The 23,252-nt window shown below is 55.1% G+C and carries 20 protein-coding genes, 2 rRNA genes, 2 pseudogenes and 1 other annotated feature; of the genes and pseudogenes, 1 reads left to right on the top strand and 23 read right to left on the bottom strand.

Features of this window, described 5'->3' with window-relative positions; all coding sequences use genetic code 11:
* The 14 genes and pseudogenes from BR83_RS16800 to BR83_RS15995 all read right to left on the bottom strand — a co-directional run.
* The coding region (locus BR83_RS16800; RefSeq protein WP_157833023.1) for a helix-turn-helix domain-containing protein at window positions 1-101 on the bottom strand (101 nt) is incomplete at its 3' end.
* A gap of 92 nt (window positions 102-193) precedes the next feature.
* Window positions 194-307: pseudogene (locus tag BR83_RS16010) on the bottom strand (transposase); the annotation flags it as partial.
* A 54-nt stretch (window positions 308-361) separates the two neighbouring features.
* A complete protein-coding gene (locus BR83_RS17435; RefSeq protein ID WP_027357451.1) occupies window positions 362-613 on the bottom strand; it encodes a hypothetical protein in 252 nt (83 codons plus the stop codon).
* Between the two features lies 1 nt (window position 614).
* Window positions 615-3,413: a TrlF family AAA-like ATPase gene (locus BR83_RS0113070; RefSeq protein ID WP_027357450.1), complete on the bottom strand. Its 2,799-nt coding sequence runs from the start codon at window positions 3,411-3,413 to the stop codon at window positions 615-617.
* A complete protein-coding gene (locus tag BR83_RS0113065) occupies window positions 3,410-5,437 on the bottom strand; it encodes a type I restriction-modification system subunit M (RefSeq protein WP_027357449.1) in 2,028 nt (675 codons plus the stop codon). Before BR83_RS0113065 ends, BR83_RS0113070 begins: the two co-directional genes overlap by 4 nt.
* Before the next feature lies 1 nt (window position 5,438).
* Window positions 5,439-6,428 (bottom strand): annotated as a pseudogene (locus BR83_RS16005) (type I restriction-modification system subunit M).
* A 220-nt stretch (window positions 6,429-6,648) separates the two neighbouring features.
* Entirely contained in the window at window positions 6,649-6,849 is a 201-nt protein-coding gene (locus BR83_RS0113055) for a hypothetical protein (protein ID WP_027357448.1), read from the bottom strand.
* Between the two features lie 430 nt (window positions 6,850-7,279).
* The gene (serS, locus tag BR83_RS0113050) at window positions 7,280-8,554 is read right to left on the bottom strand and encodes a serine--tRNA ligase (RefSeq protein WP_027357447.1); all 1,275 of its coding nucleotides are present in this window, start codon (window positions 8,552-8,554) and stop codon (window positions 7,280-7,282) included.
* A gap of 129 nt (window positions 8,555-8,683) precedes the next feature.
* A complete protein-coding gene (locus BR83_RS16000) occupies window positions 8,684-9,328 on the bottom strand; it encodes a histidine phosphatase family protein (protein ID WP_207640204.1) in 645 nt (214 codons plus the stop codon).
* Between the two features lie 42 nt (window positions 9,329-9,370).
* Entirely contained in the window at window positions 9,371-10,954 is a 1,584-nt protein-coding gene (serA, locus tag BR83_RS0113040) for a phosphoglycerate dehydrogenase (protein WP_027357446.1), read from the bottom strand.
* Window positions 10,954-12,105 (bottom strand): pyridoxal-phosphate-dependent aminotransferase family protein, encoded by a 1,152-nt coding sequence (locus BR83_RS0113035; protein WP_027357445.1) that lies wholly within the window; start codon window positions 12,103-12,105, stop codon window positions 10,954-10,956. The genes serA and BR83_RS0113035 overlap by 1 nt, the downstream gene beginning before the upstream one ends.
* Window positions 12,106-12,176: 71 nt before the next feature.
* Window positions 12,177-12,404, bottom strand: a binding site (T-box leader).
* A gap of 54 nt (window positions 12,405-12,458) precedes the next feature.
* Window positions 12,459-13,040 carry a pyridoxal 5'-phosphate synthase glutaminase subunit PdxT gene (pdxT, locus tag BR83_RS0113030; protein ID WP_027357444.1) on the bottom strand — a complete coding sequence of 194 codons (582 nt, stop codon included), beginning with the start codon at window positions 13,038-13,040 and terminating at the stop codon, window positions 12,459-12,461.
* A 30-nt stretch (window positions 13,041-13,070) separates the two neighbouring features.
* Entirely contained in the window at window positions 13,071-13,955 is an 885-nt protein-coding gene (gene pdxS, locus BR83_RS0113025) for a pyridoxal 5'-phosphate synthase lyase subunit PdxS (protein WP_027357443.1), read from the bottom strand.
* Between the two features lie 111 nt (window positions 13,956-14,066).
* Entirely contained in the window at window positions 14,067-14,675 is a 609-nt protein-coding gene (locus BR83_RS15995) for an AAA-type ATPase lid domain-containing protein (RefSeq protein ID WP_407637338.1), read from the bottom strand.
* Window positions 14,676-14,907: 232 nt separating this feature from the next.
* Between BR83_RS15995 and BR83_RS0113015 the strand changes: the two genes are divergently transcribed.
* Window positions 14,908-15,756, top strand: a complete 849-nt coding sequence (locus BR83_RS0113015) for a uroporphyrinogen decarboxylase family protein (protein ID WP_027357442.1) — start codon at window positions 14,908-14,910, stop codon at window positions 15,754-15,756.
* On the opposite strand, the gene BR83_RS0113010 is transcribed toward BR83_RS0113015, so the two are convergent.
* The 9 genes from BR83_RS0113010 to BR83_RS0112965 all read right to left on the bottom strand — a co-directional run.
* Window positions 15,753-17,588 (bottom strand): ASKHA domain-containing protein, encoded by a 1,836-nt coding sequence (locus BR83_RS0113010; protein ID WP_242839679.1) that lies wholly within the window; start codon window positions 17,586-17,588, stop codon window positions 15,753-15,755. The two genes, BR83_RS0113015 and BR83_RS0113010, sit on opposite strands and share 4 nt — an antisense overlap.
* Window positions 17,589-17,595: 7 nt before the next feature.
* Window positions 17,596-18,231, bottom strand: coding sequence for a cobalamin B12-binding domain-containing protein (locus tag BR83_RS0113005; protein ID WP_456072969.1), 636 nt, complete (start codon window positions 18,229-18,231; stop codon window positions 17,596-17,598).
* Window positions 18,224-18,943, bottom strand: coding sequence for a GntR family transcriptional regulator (locus tag BR83_RS0113000; RefSeq protein WP_242839678.1), 720 nt, complete (start codon window positions 18,941-18,943; stop codon window positions 18,224-18,226). Before BR83_RS0113000 ends, BR83_RS0113005 begins: the two co-directional genes overlap by 8 nt.
* Before the next feature lie 70 nt (window positions 18,944-19,013).
* Window positions 19,014-19,730, bottom strand: a complete 717-nt coding sequence (locus BR83_RS0112995; RefSeq protein ID WP_242839677.1) for a Vitamin B12 dependent methionine synthase activation subunit — start codon at window positions 19,728-19,730, stop codon at window positions 19,014-19,016.
* Between the two features lie 39 nt (window positions 19,731-19,769).
* A complete protein-coding gene (locus tag BR83_RS0112990) occupies window positions 19,770-20,570 on the bottom strand; it encodes a methyltetrahydrofolate cobalamin methyltransferase (RefSeq protein ID WP_027357437.1) in 801 nt (266 codons plus the stop codon).
* 63 nt (window positions 20,571-20,633) lie between these two features.
* Window positions 20,634-21,272, bottom strand: coding sequence for a cobalamin B12-binding domain-containing protein (locus BR83_RS0112985; RefSeq protein ID WP_242839676.1), 639 nt, complete (start codon window positions 21,270-21,272; stop codon window positions 20,634-20,636).
* Between the two features lie 59 nt (window positions 21,273-21,331).
* Window positions 21,332-22,648, bottom strand: a complete 1,317-nt coding sequence (locus tag BR83_RS0112980; protein WP_114679229.1) for a uroporphyrinogen decarboxylase family protein — start codon at window positions 22,646-22,648, stop codon at window positions 21,332-21,334.
* A gap of 249 nt (window positions 22,649-22,897) precedes the next feature.
* Window positions 22,898-23,013 (bottom strand): 5S ribosomal RNA (gene rrf, locus BR83_RS0112970).
* Window positions 23,014-23,062: 49 nt separating this feature from the next.
* Window positions 23,063-23,252, bottom strand: a 23S ribosomal RNA gene (locus BR83_RS0112965); the annotation flags it as partial.

Genomic DNA, 23,252 nt, shown 5'->3' with positions numbered 1-23,252 from the left:
TACTTCTTAACGGTATTCCTGGATATACCCAGTGTCCGGGCTATTTTCCTGATGCTGACCCCCTGGGTATGCAGTGCTTTGATGCGTTGCCATTTGTACATGCTTACCACCTCTTTTGCCTCCCCCTCTCGAGGGAGATTTTATCATGAGGTGGGTCAGTTTTATTTGACGATCGGGGGTCAATTCTATTTTACGATCTACAAGTGTTCTCGGAGATTTGGTGACGCCTGGCCACAAGGGCTACATTACCAACCTCCTGGCATTCGGCCAAGATTTGCTCTTTGAATTCCTCGGTGTATTGTCTCATTGACCATACCCCCTAAGATCATTATAGGTTCTACACAGAGATTTTCCAATTTGTTTAGGGGGCTAAATAGTGACGCAGTACGCCGCGTGTGATGGTTACCGACAGCATCTGTTCGTCAGGGTGACCACGGTCATTGATTTCACGAAACACCGTACGCCCGGGCAACACCTCCCAATGCTCCGGCACCTGGCCGAGCCATTCCACGCCGGAGTCTTTGTACGCGGGGTAGGGTTTGAGGGTACTGATCACGCGTTCTCCTTCCCGAGGCGGATTTTTTTCGAGCAATTCGGCGCGCCTGGAAAACATTTCACACCCTCCTTCCCAGGCGCTTCCAGCGCCGCTCGAAGGCCTCGCGCCCGCCTTCCATCACGCGGCAGACCTCTTCGCGTACTGAGTTCTCCTGAAGTGCACCGCGCTCGACCACACGGCATTGCCCGCCTCGAAAGTCGAGCACGTGCACCAGCTCAGCGTCGCCGTTGACAACGATATTGGGATTGTGAGTTACGATGACGAGTTGCCGGCGCAGCTTGTTTTCGCGGATTTGGCGGACGATGAGGTCGTAAATCAAATGATTGTCCAGATCGTCCTCGGGCTGGTCCAGAACCAAAGGTTCCTCGCCGAACGCGAGCAAGAAAGCAAGCAGTGCCGCCGAGCGCTGGCCCTGCGATCCCTGGGTGAGGGTCGCCCAGTCGGTGCCGTCGGCCCTGCGACTGTACTCGATGCGCAGATCGTCTTCGGGGAACCAGCATTGGATGTGGTCGGCAAACTCAGGCCTCTCCAGTTTCTTTTTGAGGTAGTTCTTGAAGTGGCCACCAAATGCATCTGCGATTGTCTGCAGTTGTTTCTTTGAACTATCCAGAGCTGCCTTGCGGTCATCTGCGTGGGCGATCTCGAAGGCCAGGCCACCCGTGGGATTGCCCGCCGCGTCCATCGCCAAGATGTCGTTTTCGAACCGATCATCCGTGGCCTCGAGAAGCTCGCGCAGGCTGCGCTCGATTACACGCGCGTCGAAGCCGAAAGGCACGACTTCGATGCGCACGTAGGGATTGCCGTCCAGCGTTTTCTTGACGAATTCTGCTCGCGCTGACGTGATGGCCTCGCGCGCTTCCACGACTTTTTGCCATTGCGCGGCGATCGCCTCTTCGAGCGTGTCCCGCTCTGCCTTGATCTGATCGAGGCGCTTGAGCTGTGCCTCGAGGTACTGACGCTCCTGCACCAGCTGTCCGAAGGCTTGTGGGTCGTTCACGCCTTGCGCGGCCAAGGCTTGCTGCAAGGCGTCGAAATCTGCCCGGGCCTTGTCGGTGCGCTTGCGCCAGGCGGCGAGCAGCGGGTCTTGTTCGAGCAGTCGCGCGCTTTCGGCCAAGGCGCGGCTTGCTTGCTCAAGGGCTTGCCTCGCTTGCCGCACGGCGTCATCTGCCTTCTTGCGCCACTTCAGGACGTCCGCATCACTCGCGTCATCAAAAACGCCAGAAGGCCAGTCGTCAAGGATGAGGTCTTGCGCGACCTCTTCAATTCGCCCAGGCAGCGCGCGCATTTGTTCAAGGAGTTGTTCGACCTCTCTTCGCTGATTCTGGGCATGCGCATGGGCCTTCAGGACCTCGGCATGATGTGCCTGGGCAAAAGCGTCGAGTTTCCTAACCACCTCATGTAACCTTCGTTCTACCTCGTGACGGTCGGCAAGCTTTCCTTCCAGCTCGCGAAGGCGCGCCCGCTGGGTGAGAAAGCTGCGTTTTTCCTCTTCAAATTCTCGTTTGAGTTTTCCGACCTGGGCTGCCTCGTCGATCACGGACAAGAGCGCTTGACGGCTTTCACCCGCCATGGCCGCAATCTGGCCCTGGGAAAAAAGGCGGATTGGGAAGCGCTCGGGATTAACAGCCTGGCTTCCTGACTCGCACCAAGTCCCGTTCGCGTCCTTCTCTTCGACTATGATTTGTGGTGATCCGGGGTTCTGCCAGCGTAGCCTGGACAGTTGCCCTTCGCGCATCAGTTCCACACAAATCTCGGTCTCCTTACGTAGCGCGCCTTCGTCATCGCGCGCTTTAGGCACCTTGCGGAAGGATTCGAACTGACGCAAAGGCTCTGCATTGCCGCTCAAGCTGTTCAGCTCGTCGTCGCGTCCATAGGCCAGGCGCAAGGCATGAACGAAGGTGGATTTTCCGGTTCCACGTCCACCGATCAGGGCGTTGTAGAAAGGTGTGAGCTCGATCCGCTCGGCCTGACCGTTTCCCATATAGCGGGCACTGCCAATCTCAATAGCAGTGATGAAATGCGCGGGCGTCTTGAAGGGGTCGAACGTGCCCTCGTCACTGCGGCGGATCGAAACGCCGTTCCCATCCAGCAGCGCAAGCCTTAGGCCCTCCAGCGTGGGCTTGGCCATCTTGACCCAGGTGTAGCGGCTGCCGGGGACTGCGTTGCCATGAAAGGTGTGGCAGTCGCTACCGAGTATACTCGTGAGTTTCTTGGCTTGTTTTTCTACGCAAGTGGGATAGGCCTTATTCGAATCGACCCATTCCACAGCGAGGACGCCCTCTACATCCAGCGCCTGGCGGACGGTGTTTACATCAATACAACTTTCCTGGGTGCCAGGTCTAACAGCCAGCAAACCCTTGTCCGCATCTGCGTGTGCAGGGATGGGAATAGCTCCACTTTCTAAAATGGCTTCCAAAACCGCTGCGATGCCTTTCCTGGTAACGCCGTCGCTGTCGCCTTTGGTACCATCGTAGTCCACTTTGCCAAGCAATGTGTCGATGTCGCCGGTCTTGGCGTCAGGGTCGAAAATCGCCAATACGTGAATGCCGCCCTGTACTGAGATTTCCACTCCTGGGAAGATTGTCAACTCGCGGAAGCCTTCGGGCGGGTTGCCGGCTTCGGCTTGCGCCTTCATATTCGCATAGGCCTTTTTGAGATCGTCGATCCACGCCCCGCTATTATGATCCGTCACGGCCACGCAATCGATCTCGGCGACCATGTACTTGAGCAACCACTCTTCTGGCGACAGATCAATGTTGTTTTTCGCCCAGTATGTATCTCTTGATGCCGGCGTATGGGTGTGAAAATCGAACTTCCACCACCGCGAACCGGGATAGGGCCAGAGCGGTTTATTCATGGTTCGTTCCTCCCCAAAATCTCCTCCAACAACCCCTCAGCCTCTCTCTCCACCGCCAGCAAATCTGCCCGTATTTCCTCGAGTGAACGCAGGGCCTTTGGCTTGTAGAAGTACCGGTTGAAGCTGATCTCGTAGCCGACCTTGACGCTTGCCGGGTCGTACCAGGCATCCGGAGCGTAGGGCAGGACTTCGCGGCGCAAGAAAGTCTCGATGGCCGTGCGCTGGTCTTCCGGGCTTGGCAGGTAGCCAGGCTGATGGCAGGCCTGGCACTCAAGGAACGGGATCTGCTCGCTGTCGCGCAACTCCGTGTCCGGTTCATACTCCACCACACGCGGCTTGCCACCGATGACAACCTCAAACAGCCCGCGCAGCGGGTCAGGCGCCGTGCCGGGTTTGTGGATTTTTTTGATGACCGGCGGTGCGTCGTCGGCACGCTCAGCCGTTTCCCGAAGCGCTTTGATCTCCCTGGGGGTGTAGGCGCGCTCGGGGTCGATACCTTTCAAGCGCAGGGGGCGTTCAACCGTCACCTTCCAGTAGCCGAAGGCCGCGTTGGGGAAGATCTTGGACTGCTCGGTCTCCTCGAATTGGAGGAAAGTGACGAGGATGCGGCGGATATCCTCTTCGGACAGCTCGCAGTTCTTCTTGCCCAGATTCTTGCGCAGAGGCTTGTACCACTGCGAGGCGTCAATGAGCTGCACGCGGCCTTTGCGGTGCTCGGGCTTGCGGTTCGTGAGCACCCAGATATAGGTGGCGATGCCGGTGTTGTAGAACATGTTGAGCGGCAGGGCGACGATGGCCTCGAGCCAGTCGTTCTCGATGATCCAGCGGCGGATGTTGCTCTCGCCCTGACCAGCGTCGCCCGTAAACAGCGACGAGCCGTTGTGCACCTCGGCGATGCGACTGCCGAGCGGAGTGTCGTGCTTCATCTTGGAGAGCATGTTCACCAGGAACAGCATCTGGCCGTCACTCGAGCGGGTGATGAGCGACAGCTCCTCGCCCCGGTGCTGCACGACAAAGCGCGGGTCCTTGATGCCAGCCTTGCCGCCCATGCGTTCCAGGTCGCTCTTCCAACTCTTCCCGTAGGGCGGATTGGAGAGCATGAAGTCGAAGGTGCGGCCGGGGAAGGCGTCGTTGGAGAGCGTCGAATGCTCGGGCCCGCCGACGATGTTGTCGGCGGCGTCACCCTCGCCCTTAAGCAGCAGGTCGGCTTTGCAAATGGCGTAGGTCTCGGCGTTGATCTCCTGGCCGAAAAGATGCACCGAGACCTGTTTGCCGCGTTGACGGGCCAGTTCGAGCAAGGTTTCTTCGGCCACCGTCAGCATGCCGCCCGTGCCGCAGGCGCCGTCATAGAGCAGGTACGTGCCGGATTCGATCCGGTCGGCGATCGGTTCGAAGATGAGGCGGGCCATCAGTTTGACCGCATCGCGCGGCGTCCAGTGCTCACCGGCCTCCTCGTTGTTCTCCTCGTTGAAGCGGCGCACCAGCTCCTCGAAGATGGTGCCCATGGCGTGATTGTCGAGGCCGGGCAGCCGGACGGTGCCGTCGCTGTTGAGCACAGGGTAAGGACTCAGGTTGATGGACGGGTCGAGGAACTTCTCGATGAGCGTGCCCAGGGCGTCGGCTTTGGCCAGGCGCGGGATCTGGTTGCGGAACTCGAAGTTGTCGATGATCTCTTGGACGTTGGGCGAGAAGCCATCCAGGTAGGCACGAAAATCCGCCTCCAATTGCTGGCGGCTGGCGCGAGCCTTGAGATCGCGCAGGGTGAACTTCGAGGTGTTGTAAAACGCCTGTCCGGCGGCCTGGCGGAGGGCGAGATCCTGATTCGTAATACCTGCCTTGTCGAGCGAGGCCTTCATGTCAAGCACCGCCTGCTTGGTGGGTTCCAGCACCGCATCCAGTCGGCGGATCACGGTCATCGGGAGAATGACATCGCGGTATTTGCCGCGCACGTAGAGATCGCGCAAGACGTCGTCGGCAATGCCCCAGATGAAATTGGTGATCCAGGTGAGTTGGCCGTTTTCCATCTCAAACTTTCCTCCAAAAAGGTCGCATACTTTCTAGTGACGGCGAGCCGAACTTCCACCGTTTGTCCTCGCGCAGGCGCTCGCCGCCCCACTCCTTCATATTGAAGGGCGGATTGGTGATGATGAAGTCGGCGCGCAGGTCCTTATGCAGATCGTTGGTAAAGGTATCGCCTAACAGGATATTTTCGATCGCTAGGTTCATCTTGCAAATGCGCTAGGTGGCCTCGTTACACTCCTGCCCGTAGATGGAGATGTCGTTGGGGTTGCCGTTGTGGGCCTCGACGAACCTGCGGCTCTGTACGAACATCCCGCCGGAACCGCAGGCCGGGTCGTAGGCCCGCCCCCGGTAGGGCTCCAGCATCTCGACCAGCAACCGCACGACGCACTGCGGGGTGTAAAACTCGCCGCCCCGGCACCCCTCGGCCTTGGCGAACATCTTAATGAAGTATTCGTAGGTCCGGCCGAGAACATCCCGCGCCACGGCATCGCCGTTGACCAGGTCAACCGCCGAAAAGAGGTTCAGCAGTTCCCCTAAGGTCTGCGCCGGAATGGCGGTGCGGGCATAGATCTTCGGGAGCACGCCGCGCAACTGCTTCGGGTTCTCTTTCTCGATGGCGGCCATCGCCTCGTCAATCAGCCGGCCAAGGTACGGCTGGTGCGCGTTTGCCAGCAGGTAGGACCAGCGGGCCTGGGGTGGGATCCAGAAGACGTTGGCGGCGAGGTACTCGTCCTTGTCCTCGGCGACGGAAGCGATGTATTCCGCGGGCGCCTCTTTGACGAAGTATTCCGTATTAGCCGGGTCGGTAACGGCGCGCGTCAGGAACCGGTGCCGGTTTTCAAAAGCATCCGAGAGGTATTTCAGAAAGAGGACGATGTGCTTGTATTCGGCTGCCCCCACCGTGCCCCGCAACCGGTTGGCCGCCGACCAGAGCCGGTCGGCGAATTCGAGGTCGCCGTTGCCGTTTTTCGCCGCGCTTTTCTTTTTCGCCATAATCCCCTCCCGCCAGATAAACCGGGATTCTATCGAACAGCCGGTTTTTAAAAGTTCAAGCCGTAAAGGCGCTTACTGCCGTAACTGCCGTTTCTCGCTTTATTCACCAATCGCCGCCATTTTTCCTGCCGAAACCATTACAGTGTAGATTTTCGAATTGATTCGGGAAAAATCTTCAAATTAAAGCTGAGTCTTTTGTACATATGAGCCGCCTCCGCACCTAAACTTCCAGCTCCTGGCTTGCCTGGTACACCACATCCTCGTCAATCTGCTTTTGTTTCCTGCCGTATGCGCAGATCAGGCAGCTGGTCACCAGCTTGTTAACCAGCCGGGGCAATCCTTTGGTGATGGCGACCTTGCCGTCTGCCAGGTGAATTTCATCCAGCACAATAACCGGTGTAATATGGCGGTCGTAATACAAGTTGGTGATGGTGTCCTGGATCTGGTGGAACAGGCTTACCTTTTTGTGTTTGGGCTGTTCGCCCAGGGTTAGGGCCAGGCCCTTGTAAAATTACAGGTGCTTCGGGATAAGTTATACTTACAGATGACCTGCTGGAAGAAATCTTAGACAGCTTTCTGGAATCCCTGCCGGATTTTTTGAAAAGACTTTTGTTAACCCGGGCAGCATAAATTTACCCATTTGTCAAGTGCGATTGTTGAGTCATAAAGAAAATACCCCGGGTTATCCCGGGGCTCCTCATCCAGCTGCGGTCTGACCCCTAAAGTTGGACTATCAGTCTTTCTTGCTCACGATTTCAGCGAATTTCAATTCAGGGGGGCGGTCTGGAAAATTCGTGCCTGGAAAGGCTTTCTTCCTCTAAAATTGAATCGTCCAGCTCTATTTTCCGCACTTATGGGGGTGTAATCCTGGTGAGCCCGCCCATGTAGGGCACCAGCACTTCCGGAATGACCACACTGCCGTCGGCCTGCTGGTAGTTTTCCAGGATGGCGGCCACCGTCCGGCCCACCGCCAGGCCGGAACCATTCAGTGTATGTACGAACCGGGGCTTGCCCCGCCCGTCCCTGAACCGGATATTGGCCCGCCGGGCCTGGAAATCTTCAAAGTTGCTGCAGGAAGATATTTCCTTATATTCCTGGTAGCTGGGCAGCCATACCTCCAGATCGTAGGTTTTGGCTGCGGCAAACCCCAGATCGCCGGTACACAGGCAGACCACCCGGTACGGCAGTTCGAGAAGCTGTAATACCCGTTCGGCGTCTCGAGTAAGTTTTTCCAGCTCCTCGTAGGAATCTTCCGGCCGGGTGAACTTTACCAGTTCCACTTTATTAAACTGGTGCTGCCGGATCAATCCCCGGGTATCACGACCGGCCGCCCCGGCTTCAGCCCGGAAGCAGGCGCTGTAGGCGCAGTGGTAAATGGGCAGGCGGTCGCCGGGTAAAATTTCCTCCCGGTAAAGGTTGGTTACCGGTACTTCGGCAGTGGGGATCAGGTAAAAGTTTTTCCCCTCCAGCTTAAACATGTCCTCGGCAAACTTGGGCAGCTGGCCCGTGCCGATCATGCTGTCTCCATTTACGATAAAGGGCGGGAAAATTTCCGTATAGCCATGCTCCCGGGTGTGCAGGTCCAGCATGAAGTTGATAACCGCCCGCTCCAGCCGGGCACCGGCACCTTTGTAAAAGGAAAAGCGGGCTCCGGCCACTTTAGAACCCCGTTCGAAATCAATAATATCCAGCACCTCACCCAGTTCCCAGTGAGCTCTGGGGGTAAAATCAAACTGGCGTGGCTCACCCCAACGGCGCACTTCCACGTTATCGGCGGCATCCCTGCCTACCGGCACGCTCTCGTGGGGGATGTTAGGGATGCTCAGGAGGGTAACCTGAATCTGCTCTTCCAGATCCCGGATTTCTTCATCCAGCTCCTTGATGCGCGCGGAAACCTGGCGCATTTCCTGCACCATTTCCTCCGCGTCTTCACCCGCTTTTTTGCGCCGCCCGATTTCCTCGGAGACTACATTGCGCTTGTTCTTTAACTGCTCCACCACAACCAGCTTTTCCCGGCGCCTTCGCTCCAACTCCAGGAAAGGTTCCAGGCTCAAACCGGAACCGCGCTTTTCCAGGGCTTCACTGACAATCTCTGGATTGTTCCGCACAAATTTCAAATCGAGCATCGGCTCTTACCCCCAAAATATCTCTGTGAAATAGTATTTCCCTAATTTTGCCTTAATAACTCCGGCAGGGGCAACTCCCGGTATTTCGCCGGCCGGGCCTTAAAGTTTTGCCTTCTGGTCTTCGGCGGTTTATAAAGCCAGTTGTTCGCCGGCCTTCAGCCATCCTCCCAGATGGCAGGTATCGTTAATGGCGATCACCCGCCATCGACCCTGGCGGTAACCAAAGACATTAATACCCGTATTATCCAATTTAATCTGCCAGAAGAAAGCCTGGTCCAGGTTGAGGATGCGCCGCAAGATCGTACGGATGGGTGTGTCATGGGTTACGGCCAGGGTGATTTCCCCCGGATGTTTCCCGGCCATAAACTCCAGTGCCGCCCAGGAGCGCTCTTCCACTTCGGCCAGGGATTCCCCTGCCGGCATCCGTACCGCATACGGGCAGGTGCGCCACTGCCTGATTAAACCGGCGTAGCGCACCTCCACTTCGGAAAGCAGCATCCCTTCCCATTCCCCGTGACAAATTTCTATAAGGCCGGGTAATGAAATCACTTCCAGGCCATGCCGGGCAGCCACCATTTCGGCGCAGGCCCGGGCCCGGGAAAGGGGACTGGTGTAAACAGCTTTAAGGGGTAACGCCGCCATGGCCTCTGCCAGGGCCCGGGATTGTTCCAGGCCTTCCCGGCTCAAAGGGGTATCCAGCCGGCCCTGGTACCGGGAAATGCGGTTCCATTCCGTTGCCCCGTGCCTGACCAGGATAATAAAGGTTTCCTTCACGCTACCGGCACCCCCTGCCAGCCGGGCCTTATAGTAGCGGGACTACAGGTGAACCATCTTGACATCCATTACCCCATCGATCCTGGCAATCTCGGCCAGGGTTTCTTCCGGCACCGGTGCATCCACGGAAAGCATCATCACCGCCCGGCCACCAATCTGTTTACGCCCCACCTGCATGGCCGCAATGTTAATATTATGTTCACCGATAAGCAGTCCCACGGGGCCAATGATCCGGGGCTTATCAATGTGCGGGACATAAAGAATGTGACCGCTGGGAACGACGTCAATCCGGTAGCCGTCCACCATCACAATGCGCGGGTCTTCCTTGCCAAAGAGCGTACCGGCCACGCTCTTTTCACCTTTATCCGAATAAACCTTGACCGTAATCAGGCTGGCATAACCCTCCGCCTCCCCGTCGACAGCCTGAAAAACCTGGATTCCCCGGTTCTTGGCCAGTACGGGGGCATTTACATAGTTTACTGTTTGTTGCAGGATGGGATCCAGGAGACCTTTCACCACGGCAGTGGTGATGGGGCTGACTTCCTGCCTGGCCAGTTCCCCGCTGTATATGACCTCGATCTTGTGGATGCGCCCGCTGGCCAGCTGGGCCAGCAGCTTACCCAGCTTTTCCGCCAGCCCCAGGTAGGGACGGACGGCCGAAAGTACCTGCGGATTAATGGAGGGAATATTGACCGTATTTTTCACCAGTTTCCCCCGCAGCACCGCCACAATTTCTTCGGCCACATCCAGGGCCACGTTCAGCTGTGCTTCCCTGGTAGATGCACCCAGGTGAGGAGTAGCGATGAAGTTGGGCAGGGCAAACAGCGGGCTGTCCGTACAGGGTTCTGTCTCAAAAACGTCCAGGGCTGCCCCGGCTACTTTACCGGACTGCATGGCCTGATAGAGGGCATTTTCATCAATAATACCACCGCGGGCACAGTTAATAATGCGCACCCCGTCCTTCATCATGGCAAAAGCCCGCTCGTCAATCATGTGGTAAGACTCTTTGGTTTTCGGCAGGTGCACGGTTATGAAGTCGGAGCGGCGGAACAGCTCTTCCAGGGATACGAGCTCCACAGCCAGAGAGGTTGCCTTTTCCTCAGTAATGTACGGGTCGTAAGCTATAACGGTCATTTCCATGGCCTGTGCCCTCCTGGCCACCGCCGAACCAATCCTGCCCAGGCCGATAATGCCCAGAGTTTTACCCCGCAGTTCCACACCCAGAAAGGCTTTCTTATCCCAGACCCCTTCTTTCAACCTGGAAACAGCCTGGGGAATATTGCGGGCCAGGGCCAGCATCATGGCAATGGTATGCTCCGTGGCGGCAATGGTATTGCCGTCGGGAGCGTTGACCACCAGGATGCCCCTGGTGGTAGCAGCTTCCAGATCAATATTATCCACACCCACACCCGCACGGCCAATAACCTGGAGATTTGTAGCGGCCTCGATAACCCGGCGGGTAACTTTGGTAGCACTGCGTACGATTAAGGCATCATACTCGGGAATTACTTCCACCAGTTCGTCCTCGCTCATTTTCCGGCCAATTACCACTTCTATATCTTCTTCCCGGCGCAGCGGGGCCAGGCCTTCCTCCGCCACGCCGTCCATTACCAGTACCTTATACATTACAGCTCCCCCCTCAAGAAGACTTCCTGCGCCGCACGTACTCCCCTGCCCAGTTCCACCGGGTAGCCCAGGCGGGCCAGGGCCATTTCCAGCCCGCTAATGGCCACGAGCACGTCCATCTTGCCGGCATAACCCATATGAGCAATACGGAATATTTTTCCTTTCAGTATCCCCTGCCCACCGGCAAAGGTGATGCCAAACTCCTGTTTTAAGACCTTGCGCAAGTCATCGGCAGCAATTCCCTCCGGGCTGTAGACAGCAGTTACCGTGGGCGATGCGCAATGGTCGGCAGCCAGCAGAGAAAGACCCAGGGCCTTGATTGCCGCCCGGGTTGCCCTGGCCAGTAGAATATGACGGCGGTAAACATTTTCCAGACCCTCGTCCAGCATCATATCCAGGGCCGCGTCCAGGCCGAAGAAGAGGGCCACATTGGGCGTGTATGCCGTATTCCACTTGGCCAGAGCCTTTTTTGCCGCCGGGAGGCTGAAGTAAAAACGCGGCGAGCGATTCTCCTCAATTACCGCCCACGCCTTCGGGCTCACCCCGATCATGGCCAGGCCGGGCGGCAGCATCATGGCTTTCTGGGACGCGGTAATCAGAATGTCCACGTGCCACTCGTCCATTTTAATTTCAATGCCGCCCACGCCGCTGACCCCATCCACCAGCAACAGCGCCGGGGTCCCGGCCACCAGGGCACCGATACCGGCAATATCATTGAGCACCCCGGTAGAAGTTTCATTCTGGGTTGCCAGGACGGCCTTATAGCCGGGGTTTTGAGCCAATTTTTCTTTGACCACCGCCAGGTCCACGGGATTTCCCCAGCCGAAGTTTACCTCATCCACTTCAGCCCCGTAAGCCCTGGCGATATTGGCAAACCTCTCCCCAAAATTACCGGTAATTAAAGCCAGCACCCGGTCCCCCGGGGAAATTACGTTGGCCACGGCTGTTTCCAGGCCGCCGGTGCCGGAATTGGTCAGGATAAAAACTTCCTGGGAAGTTTGAAATACCTGGCGGATTTTTTCCTGGATGCGGCGATGCAGCGCGGCAAAGTCCTCACTGCGGTGGCCGATCATGGGACGGGACATGGCCGCCGTTACCTGCGGAGGTACTGGTGTTGGACCCGGAATCATTAAATATTGTTTTTCCTGCATGAATCCTCTCCCCCAGTTATTAATTTAGTACCATAAAAAATTAAACCTCCCATCCCATGCTGGCCGAGACCAACAGGGACGAGAGGATACTCCCGCGGTGCCACCCTACTTGACAGGCAAGATTAACCCACTTACCTGCCCCCTCAAACGTGATAACGGGACCAACCCGTACCTGCCTACTTCTGTTTTCAGCAGGTCCCCTTCGGGGAGCTCTTTCACCAGACACCTTACCGGTTCACAGCAACCACCGGCTCTCTGAAAAGGCCCTTCTGGCTACTCTACCCCTGCATCGGGTTTGCTATATTTTGAACCTGAATTACATAATACTACAAGCCGGGACTTTTGGCAACACTTTAATCAACCTTTTTTAAACCACATTGCTCAAGGAACAGGCGGTGCAGGCGGGTATCGGCAGTAAGCTCGGGGTGAAAGGCACAGCCTATAAAACGGCCCTGCCGGGCCAGCACAATTTTATCCCCGTACCTGGCCAGCACTTCCACTTCCGGACCTGTACTGACAATATAGGGAGCGCGTATAAAAACCGCCCGCAGAGGCTCCTCTCCCAGAACGGGCACGCTCAGGTCCACCTCAAAGCTCTCCACCTGCCGCCCAAAGGCATTTCTTGCCACCGTTATATCCATCAGGCCCAGCCGGGGCTGGCTGGAACCGGTAATTTCACGGGCCAGCAAAATAAGCCCGGCACAGGTGCCAAATACCGGCATCCCCTGCAGTGCCATCTGCCGGATTGGTTCAAACAGGTCGTAATCCTGAAGTAATTTACCCATGGTGGTGCTCTCACCACCCGGGATGATCAGGCCATCTATTCCCTCCAGTTGCTCCGGCTTGCGCACCTGGCGGGACTCCACCCCTAAAGAGGCCAGCATTTCCTGATGCTCCCGGAAAGCCCCCTGCAGGGCCAGCACTCCAATTAACATGCTTGCTATACTTCCTTCCCTGTTGCTTAATTACCAGCCGCGTTCCTGCATCCTCTGCTCGGGTGCAATGGTAGCAATTTCCAGCCCGGGCATGGCCTCGCCCAGGTTCCTGGATACCTCGGCCAGCACCTTCGGATCGTTATAATGGGTGGTGGCAGCTACAATGGCCCGCGCCCGGGCCGCCGGGTTCTTGGATTTGAATATTCCCGAACCCACAAAAATGCCATCGGCACCCAGCTGCATCATCAGTGCTGCATCGGCCGGGGTGGCAATGCCACCGGCAGCAAAATTGACCACCGGCAGGCGACCCTGCTCGGCCACCTGCAGCAACAGTTCATAGGGAGCCCCCATCTCCTTGGCCAGGGCCATCAGTTCCTCCCGGGGCATATTTTGCACCCGCCGGATTTCGGCCATCATCATGCGCATATGACGTACGGCTTCCACCACATTTCCCGTACCCGGTTCACCCTTGGTCCGGATCATGGCAGCGCCCTCGGCTATACGCCGCAGTGCTTCCCCCAGGTTGCGGGCACCACAGACAAAGGGTACTTTAAACTTGTGCTTGTCAATATGATGGTGCTCATCCGCCGGGGTGAGCACTTCACTCTCGTCTATATAATCCACGCCCAGTTCTTCTAAAATTTGAGCCTCTACAAAGTGGCCAATACGCACCTTGGCCATGACCGGAATGGTAACGGCATCCATAATCCGTAGTATAACCTCCGGATCAGCCATGCGGGCCACACCACCGGCCGCCCGGATATCGGCAGGTACCCTCTCCAGGGCCATCACGGCACAGGCGCCGGCTTCCTCGGCAATCCTGGCCTGTTCCGGCGTGGTCACGTCCATAATTACGCCGCCCTTGAGCATTTCCGCCAGACCTTTTTTCACGGTCCAGGTTCCCTTTTCCGCCACGTCAGCTTCCCCCAATCGACACTATCAAGTTTACTCCATTATTTTAACTGACTTTCCCTGTCAAGACAAGGGGTAGAGTGGCCGGGCAGGCACGATTTCAACATTTGTTCATTATTTGGGCAGCTCAATATTCAGCTCCTTTAGTTTTTTCCACAAAGTGGTGCGGCTGATTCCCAATATTTTCGCCATTTCACTCCTGTTCCCCCGGATCAACTTTATGGCCTGGGAAATGATCTGTTTCTCCATATAAGGTAAACTGCCCAGCTCTATGGTCAGCTGATTGCTGTTATCTTTCATAAAGGCAATGTTCCCGGCACTGGTCAACTTATATAACAACCTGTAAAATGTGGCGTGTGTATCTATATTCTCTTCACCAAGGGCCACATATCTTTCCACAAACCCTTCCAGTTCCCTGACGTTACCCGGCCACAGGTAATCTTTCAAGGCCTCCAGCATATCACCGGTAATATTAAAGGATTTCATACTATCCGGGCCGGCCAGGCGCTCAAGGAAATACCTGAACAGCTCCGGCACATCTTCCAGCCTTTCCCGGAGGGGTGGAATGTGCAGGTTCAAGACATTGAGCCTGAAGTAAAGGTCCGCTCGAAAGCGCCCCTCATTTATCGCGGCCACCAGATCCTGATTGGTAGCGCTGATTACCCTCACATCCACGGGAATAACGGTTTGCCCGCCCACCGGCATGATCACTTTTTCCTGCAGGACACGCAGGAGTTTGGCCTGTAAATTAAGGCTTAATTCTCCTATCTCAATAAAGTTGCATAATCTTCATTAATCTCACGATATCAACCATTTTTATAATTTCAGCGAGATCGTTACACGCAATCCTCATACCACTGGTAAAGAAAAATTAAAAACCTGCTGCAGGAATCCAGAGGTGAGGGGTCAAACTCAATACCACTGCCCATGCCTTTTCTGCGGGAGGAATAGAAAAATGGAGGTTTTTCAAAGGGTTAAAAACAGAATTCCCCGGGGGGAACTCTGGATCTCCGGGGAAATATTTAAAGGGCTGGCACTGGAGATAAAACAGGAATCCCTGATCACTTTGAACAAGATCCTGGATGCGGATATGTGCTTTTTCAGCTATAGTAGCCCATTACAAGATATCCCTGTCGGTTCCGGGGAAATGAGCCTGCTCATTGAAAAGGCCCGTGCCAGCGGGTTAATCTGCGGCGTTACCGTGGACGGGCCCTTTGAGCGGTTAGTCAGGGATTATGGTTTTATGGAGGTCATCAAATGGTTTCACCGTCCCGGCCGCCTGGTCGAACTGCTGAAAAAAAATGCCGCCCTGGCCGCAGCGGAGCTCAGGGCAGCAGATAATGCCGGAGCCGACCTTTTAATTTTATGCGATGATATAGCCTATAACAGGGGCCTGTATTTTTCTCCTGAAAATTTCAGGAGCCTGCTTCTTCCCCTGTACCGGGAGCTGAGAAATTATATCCGTGACCACAAACCGGTGGGATTCCATTCCGATGGCAACATTGAATCAGTCATCGATGACCTCATTGATGGGGGATTTTCAATCTTTTCCCTGGAACCCGAGGCCATGGACCTGGGCAAAATATGCCGCCGCCTGCCGGGAGATGCTTTCATTCTTTCCGGAATAAAGGCAGCCTGGCTAATGGAACCCGACCCCAACAACAGCAAAGACAGTGAAATAGTTGAATATATCAGTGACCTGAAGCAAGGCTGCCGGCTCATTCTGGCTTCAGCATGTGGCCTGTATGATCTGCAAAGCCTGGAGAGGTTGAAAAGGATATACCGGCTGGTGGAAAGTTGTTAAGTGATCTCCGGAAACCTGAGTTCTTGCAAAAAGGTGTTGCTGAATTCCGGCAAGGCCGCCAGTTCCAGGTACCCGATCCTGCGGGCAATTTCTTCTGCCCTTTTTCGTGCCGTTTTAGATAAAAGGATCATCCTGGCGCCGTCGCCCGCAGCGTTGCCCACCTGCTGAAAGCGCTCCAGCGGCAGAGGGGGCAGCATACCGATGGCAATGGCACTTTCCAGCCGCAGGTGGGTACCAAATGCGCCGGCCACAATTACTTTATCAATATCCCTTTCCGTCAGCCCGGTTTTCGCCAGCAAAACTTTTGTCCCCGCCGCAATGGCCGCTTTGGCCAGCTGGATTTCGCTAATGTCTTTCTGGTTTATAACCACGTCCCGGTCCGACCCGCTCTTTTCTGCCGGGACCAGCACATATTCCGCCACTTTTCGCCCTTCATTGAACCTGACCCGGGGATGACTGGCGTCCAGACGGCCGTTATAATTTATTACCCCCGCCCGGTACAACCCTGCCACGGCATCCAGGACACCTGAACCGCAGATGCCCGCCGCGGGCCTGCCGCCAATGGTTTCATAAAACAACTCCCTTCCACCGTCTGCCACCTCCACCCTGCTTATGGCGCCATCAACCGCTCTCATTCCCTGATAAATATGCGCCCCTTCAAAAGCCGGGCCGGAAGCGCAGGAACAGGAAAGCATCTCTTTGTCCCGGGCCAGTACGATCTCGGTGTTGGTACCGATGTCCAGGCCCAGGGTTACCCCCTGTGACTCATGAATACCGCTGCTCAGGATCATGGCCACATGGTCCCCTCCAACAAACCCGGCAACGGCCGGCACCAGGTAGGCGACGGCCCCAAAAGCCATCTGCAGTCCCAGATCCCGAGCTTTAACTTCCACCGGCAGGGTTAGTGCGGGCACGTAGGGGGACCTGGCCAGCTGGCCGAGCGGCAATTTTAATAACAAATGGTGCATGGCCGTATTGCCAGCAATTACTGCCTCTTCTACGTCCTGGGGAACCACGCCCGCCGCATCACAGAGGTCGTGCAGCAGCCGGCCAAGCCCATCCCTCAACACCTCCGCAATGCGGTCGTACTGTTCCTCCCCTTCCAGGGCATAAGCCAGCCGGCTGATTACATCTTCCCCGTAGGCAATTTGGGGATTCAGGATTCCTCCCGTTGCCAGGGTTGCTCCTGTTTCCAGGTCGACCAGATAACCGGCAACCTTGGTACTTCCCAGATCCACCGCCAGTCCCAGCGGCTTCCTGGCCCTCCCGTTAAAAATGGCATTGATTATCTCAGAGCCCCTGACGGTAACCGTTACTGTACCTTCCCCTGCCAGCGGCTCCACCCGGCCGATCAGCCCGGGATCCACGCGCAGGTCCGTTAATCCATGATTCCGGGCCAGAAACAGCTCAACCTGCTGCCAGGTCGAATGCGGGTAATCAAGGGAAGTGGGCTCGAGGGGAACGTTATACCGGCTGACCGGCGGTTCGGGAAGAACGGAAACCACCGTACCTTCCAGCTGCAGCTTCTGGCGACCGGCCAGGATTTCCGGCGGAATTTCAATCTTTGCCGGACCGGTTATTATCGCCTGGCAGGCCAGGCGATAACCTTCGCTGAGCTCCTTTTCGCCAAGCAATTTTAACTCAGTGTCATTGGGAGGGGAAAGTTCCCCCTCCACCAGGCGCACCCTGCAACGCCCGCAGAGTCCCTTACCACCACAGGGGGCGCTGATCCCGCCCCGTTCATGGGAAAAAATGTTCCGGGCAACCTGATAAATAGTTTGACCGCTCTCTGCTTCTATCCTCAGGCCCAGGGGTTCAAATTCAATATGCACACCCAACTTATAACACTCCTATCCACTTCTGGCAGATGGTTACACCCCTGCGGGCGTCGGTTACCCAACCATCCGCTCCAGAATATTCCCGCACTTTTTCATTTACCAGGCCACCAATAAGGATCTTGATTTTCTTCTCACGATCAAAAAGACGAACCAGGCTTACGGTGCGCCGGAGAGCTTCAAAACAGGAAGAAAGCAGGATGGACAGGCAGAGGATACTGGCCCCCGTCTCGTTCAGGCTGTGAACGAACTTATCCGGCGGCACGTTAACACCCAGGTCCTGGACCTCAAACCCGTGACAGCGCAGCAGGGAAATGGTGATGTTTTTGCCAATATCATGGATATCACCTTCGACAGTTCCAAAAACAATCCTGCCCAGGGGTTTTTGGGCTGTCTTTTTATCGAGGGCAGGAGCAAGTACCTGCATTACTTCCTGAAAAATTTCTGCGGAAAGCACAAGGTCGCCCAGGAAATACTCCCCCCTGGAATAACGCTCTCCCACCTCAATCATCCCGGTCCGGCATTCTTCCACTATATCCAGGGGTGTAGCGCCCATCTCCAGGCGATGTTTTACCAGGTCCATTACCAGACCCTCATTAAGGTCACTTATTGCCCGGGCCAGGGACGTCAACTTACTCAACCTCCTTCAACGGGCGAATTTCCGAAACCAGGCTAAAGCGATCACCACGGAAAACAAAAAATCCCCAACCGGCAACCGTCTCGTCAGCGGCGTAAAGGTACTGCTCCAGGCACAGTGCCGGTGAACCTGCCGGTACCTGGAGCAGAGGGCCGTCCTCTTCCCCAACCAGAACCGGCCGCAGGATCATGCGGCTGCGCACCGGCAGGACATCGCTGTGCATGGAAATTACTTCTGAAAAAGCTTTATACTGCAGCTCGTTTTCCAGGATGGGACTCCCCTTTTTAAAACGCATGTACTTGCGTTCCAGGGCCATTGGTGTATCACCGGCCAGGAGAAGCCGGCAAAAGTACAGAACCCTCCCGCCTTCTTCCAGGCCCAGTTTTTCACCGATTTCCGCTGGAGCCTTGAGTACCTTAACGGCCAGTAACCTGGCTTCAGGATTCAAACCCCGTCGGGACATTTCTTTATGAAATTCTTCAATGGTAAAAACAGCCCGGTCCAGGGCCGGGCGGGAAACAAAGGTTCCCCTCCCCGGGTGAGCAGAAATAAGGCCCCTTTCGGCCAGTATGCTGAGGCACTTGCGAACGGTCATGCGGCTTAAATTATACTCCCTGCCCAGCTGGTTTTCAGACGGCAGGGAATCCCCCGGCCTTAATTCTCCTGAAAGTATTTTTTGTTCCAGAATTTGAGCCAGTTGAAAATAAGGAGGCACAAAGGAATTCCTGTTAATTTTATCCCCCGCCAGACCCCACCCCCCCTTTTTACCTGCCTGATATGGACTTTTACGGCAAATCCCTGGCCCGACTCAGGGGGCACTTCTGCCGGATGCTGCAGTAATAACAGTGGTTTTCCGCACTGGGTGGCAACCCGCGGCCAATTCCCAGCGCCATGCTCAGGGACTTCCTGGGTAACATAATCCCGCTTTCCAGAATGCTCACGCCGATGGTTGAAGGGTTCACCAGCTCGTAAATAACCCGCTGGTCCTTGAGGTTTTCCCAGTAGGAATGGCCGGGACCCAGGGGAATGGTGGCTTCCAGGCCACGGGCCCTGAGCTGGCCTTTGATCTCTTCCACCAGCCTCCGGGCGGCCGCTTCAATAATACATGTACCGGCCACATCCAGAAAGTAGGCTCGAGCCGCCAATCCCCTGCGGTTATACTCCTCCACCCTTTTATCAATTGTATGACCCAGTGTACAGATAATCAAGAGCATGCTCCGGGCGTTACCGGCCAGGCGGACAAGCAGACTGCTTGTCAACGCCCGGCCTTCTTCCAGGACAATTTTATTCCCGGAAACCCCCAACACAGGCAAAACCCTGCAGACAGCTTCCGCCCGCGCCAGCAACTGCGCTTCACGCAGCATCTCTTTCATCAAAGCGCGGGAGGAAGAGGTGGAAGTCTTGAAAAGGGTATCCCATCTGACGTTGGAAATGTCTTTTTCGGCAAATTCCACATTCAACTTATAATAATGGTTTAAACCATACATGTCCAGGCCGCTCAATTTTCTTCACCTGAAAAACAGTTAGATAGAGGTGGCGGGTTATCCTTTCAATTTGCCCTCCTGATAACAGCGGATGTACTGCATGCAAAACCGGTCCTTATTCAGCAGCGCTTCCGTAGCGTAGATCAGGGCCATCAAGGTCCTGTCCAGGGGATCGGCTATAACGGCATCCAGTCCGCTGGCCATGCTCATGACCGCATAGGCCCGGTTCAGGTGCCGCCGCTCCGGCAGCCCGAAGGAAACATTGCTCAAGCCGGAAACAAAGTGCAGCCCGGGGAACCTGGCGGACATCTCTTCCATGAGGCGCAGGGTTACCAGCACTGTTTCCGGGTTGGTGGCCACGGAACGTACCAGCGGGTCAAAATAAATGTCATCGACCGGTACGCCGGCTTCCAGAAGATTGCCAACCAGTTTCAACCCAACCTCCAGGGCCTGATCCAGACTTGCCGGAATTCCCCTATCGTCCGTGCACAGGGCCACCACCGCCGCACCGTATTCCTTCACCAGCGGTAAAACATTTTTGTACCTTTCTGTTTCACCACTGATAGAATTGATCATGGCTTTACCCCGGTGAACGGCCAGTCCCGCAGCCAGGGCTTTATAATTGGGGCTATCAATGCATAAGGGAACATCAACAGCGGCCTGAACGGTCTGCACAAGCCATTCCATGGCGGCCGGTTCTTCCTGCGCCTCCAGGGTACCGCAGTTAACATCAAGCATATGCGCCCCGGCATTTACCTGGTTTGTTGCCTCCTGGTGGATAAATTCCACGTCCCTGGTCCGAACCGCCCTATCGATGCTTTTACGCGTCGAATTGATCCTCTCACCAATAATTAACATAGCTGCCTCCCGTTTTTTAACCCTGGCCGGAATTTGAATTCCGGCCAGGGTTAATTGTTCTGCTCAGGAATAAACTTTTTTACAGATATTAACGCCTGCCACGGCATCCTCCGCATAATAATCGGCCCCCGTAAACTGCCGGACCTGCTCGTTGCACGGGGCTCCCCCGATGATGATGGTAACCCGGTCCCTCAGTCCCGCTTTGGTAACCTCTTCAACCACCGTTTTCATTTCAGGATAGGTGAAGTTTAGCAGGGCGCTCAATCCAAGCACCTTTGCCCCGGTTTCTTTGAGCGTAGCGACAAATTTTTCAGCCGGCACGTCCACGCCAAGGTCGATAACCTCAAAACCGGAGCCGCGCAGGAGGTTTACCACAATGTTTTTGCCTATGTCGTGAATATCGCCTTTAACCGTGCCTATAACCACCTTGCCCCTGGAAGTCGTTGAATCTTCCCTGGGCATAACGTCCTCCAGCCGGTTCATTACATTCTTAAATATTTCCGCAGCAAAGAGCATCTGGCTTAAAAAGTACTGGCCTGATGAAAACAAATCACCTACACCGGACATCCCCTCATTGCATTCAGCGAGTATCTCCAGCGGGGAAACACCATTTTTGGCCTTTTCTTCTACCAGTTGATAAACTTTCTGCTCGTCTAAATCCATCAATGCTCTGGCCAGTTCGGTCATTTTTTCTTTTTCCATAACTCTTCCTCCCATTTCAATATCGTTTATCAGAAATGAAACAACTCATAGCCTGTTATTTACGCATAGATACCATATTCTTTTGCCGATTGGATTAAAGCATGGAGGTTTTCCGGGGGTATGTCGTCAATTACAGCCCCATTGCAGAGGATAAACCCACCATCTTTTCCTGCAACCTGGATGAGATGCTTGCAATAATCCTTCACTTCCTGTGCCGTTCCAAGGGTTAGCAAGCTAATAGGTACGTTGCCGGCAATACAGGCTGTATCCCCAAGAATCTCTTTGGCCCTGGCCATATCAGTATTATCAAAAAGCCAGACCGTTTTCCCTCTGGGCAGGTCACGGATGACCTCCAGGCGCGTATTATAGCCACCCTCGGCAAACAGGAAAGGCACCATTCCTTCCTCTATCAAGCCCAAAATAACCTTCTTCAGGCTTGCCCAGTAGAATGTTTTAAACTGTTCATCGGACAGGAAGCCATCTGCACCTTTGTGCAAGGGCATAAATACCAGGGGATTGCCTGCCGCCCTGGCCCCGGAAACTCCCATTCTAATAGCAAGCGGCGTTAATACTTCCATAGCCTGGAGCAGCTTATCGGGCTGCCTGTACATATCCAGCATGATCCCATGGGTACCTCTGAGGGTATCGCCAATAATATCAAAGGGAGCCTTGCTCACACCTCCGAAAAAGGCGGGAAAGCCTCTTCCCTGAACCTCCCGGTCCACATCCTGCAGCACTCCAGCCCAGCGAACTGCCTCATTAGCTGCTTCCATAACCGATTTAAGCGCAGCCTGCACATCAGGAAATCCAAAAGGAATAAAGCTGCCACAGGTCATCACTATCTCCATCACATCAGTAAGGGGAGCCAGTTTTTCAAAGGGCTTGAGGGCTCCAAAAACCCGCGGCAAATATACTCGCATCCAGAAATCGGTGGGATCCTGGATCAGGTGATCATACTCATCCGCTTTCATATACTCGGCTTCCAGGCATTGATAGGACCGGTCCGGCTGGACTCCATGACCCGGCCACTGGTACAGCCTGTAATCGAGGAGATCAAAAAACTTCCCTGGAGGAGCCAGAAATAGTCCCAGGTAGGCATCAGGCTCAAAATCAAAAACATATTTTTTCCAGGCTGAAGCTGCTTTATCGTAATCGTACATAGCATCTTGAACGGTTATCCCGGCATAATAAGCGGGGAAGAATCCTGTCATCGGGCACACCGGCACCCGGTCAGGAACTTTTTCCAGCTGAATGGCATCCATAATGCGGGTTACTTTTTTCCGGTATGACTCTTCTGCATCCTGGTTGACAAATTCCACACCGTTGCCCGAAAGCCATAATTCAAACATCTGTTTACCCTTATCTTCCCGGGTCATCAAATTTCCCTCCTGGCAATTTTTTTATAATTTTTTCAGGGACCTAATGAAATTCTTTATTACGGCACCATTTCCAATACCCCCAGTGAAATGAGATTCTTAATTTCTCTATATGTATATACATTTAGTCATTTATACAATTCTCTATGTTCAGGCTTTTTCCTTCCGGTTTTTTATTAAAAATTTTTTGGTAAAGATAGTGAAAAAAATTAAAAGCCCCTGGAATCAATCCAGAGGCTTTAATAATTTTTCCGGCAGCGACCTACTCTCCCGGGGGTAGGCCCCCAAGTACCATCGGCCCTGGAGGGCTTAACTTCCGTGTTCGGGATGGGAACGGGTGTTTCCCCTCCGGTATAGCCACCGGAAAACCTGTATATTCCCTCAAAACTTCACAGTGAGAATCCGCAGGTATATGAGGTCAAGGCCTCGACCTATTAGTACCGGTCCGCTCAACCGGTTACCCGGCTTACACGCCCGGCCTATCTACCTGGTAGTCTTCCAGGGGTCTTACCCCGGCACCCGGTGAGCGCCGGGTGGGAAACCTTATCTTGAGGAGGGCTTCGCGCTTAGATGCTTTCAGCGCTTATCCCCACCAGACTTGGGT

It is taken from the genome of Desulfofundulus thermocisternus DSM 10259 (genome assembly GCF_000686645.1).
Classification (GTDB): domain Bacteria; phylum Bacillota; class Desulfotomaculia; order Desulfotomaculales; family Desulfovirgulaceae; genus Desulfofundulus; species Desulfofundulus australicus.
The sequence above is the reverse complement of the archived record's forward strand: the minus strand, read 5'-3'. Positions and strand labels throughout refer to the sequence as shown.

What these genes read in the sequence shown, in the direction of transcription:
- BR83_RS0113065 (WP_027357449.1), bottom strand. Translation starts at nt 5,437, where the DNA reads ATGGAAAACGGCCAACTCACCTGGATCACCAATTTCATCTGGGGCATT.
- BR83_RS17435 (WP_027357451.1), bottom strand. Translation starts at nt 613, where the DNA reads ATGTTTTCCAGGCGCGCCGAATTGCTCGAAAAAAATCCGCCTCGGGAA.
- BR83_RS0112985 (WP_242839676.1), bottom strand. Translation starts at nt 21,272, where the DNA reads ATGGAAAAAGAAAAAATGACCGAACTGGCCAGAGCATTGATGGATTTA.
- serA (WP_027357446.1), bottom strand. Translation starts at nt 10,954, where the DNA reads ATGTATAAGGTACTGGTAATGGACGGCGTGGCGGAGGAAGGCCTGGCC.
- BR83_RS0113070 (WP_027357450.1), bottom strand. Translation starts at nt 3,413, where the DNA reads ATGAATAAACCGCTCTGGCCCTATCCCGGTTCGCGGTGGTGGAAGTTC.
- BR83_RS0112990 (WP_027357437.1), bottom strand. Translation starts at nt 20,570, where the DNA reads ATGTTAATTATTGGTGAGAGGATCAATTCGACGCGTAAAAGCATCGAT.
- BR83_RS0113015 (WP_027357442.1), top strand. Translation starts at nt 14,908, where the DNA reads ATGGAGGTTTTTCAAAGGGTTAAAAACAGAATTCCCCGGGGGGAACTC.
- BR83_RS0112980 (WP_114679229.1), bottom strand. Translation starts at nt 22,648, where the DNA reads ATGACCCGGGAAGATAAGGGTAAACAGATGTTTGAATTATGGCTTTCG.
- serS (WP_027357447.1), bottom strand. Translation starts at nt 8,554, where the DNA reads ATGCTCGATTTGAAATTTGTGCGGAACAATCCAGAGATTGTCAGTGAA.
- BR83_RS0113035 (WP_027357445.1), bottom strand. Translation starts at nt 12,105, where the DNA reads ATGCAGGAAAAACAATATTTAATGATTCCGGGTCCAACACCAGTACCT.
- pdxT (WP_027357444.1), bottom strand. Translation starts at nt 13,040, where the DNA reads ATGTTAATTGGAGTGCTGGCCCTGCAGGGGGCTTTCCGGGAGCATCAG.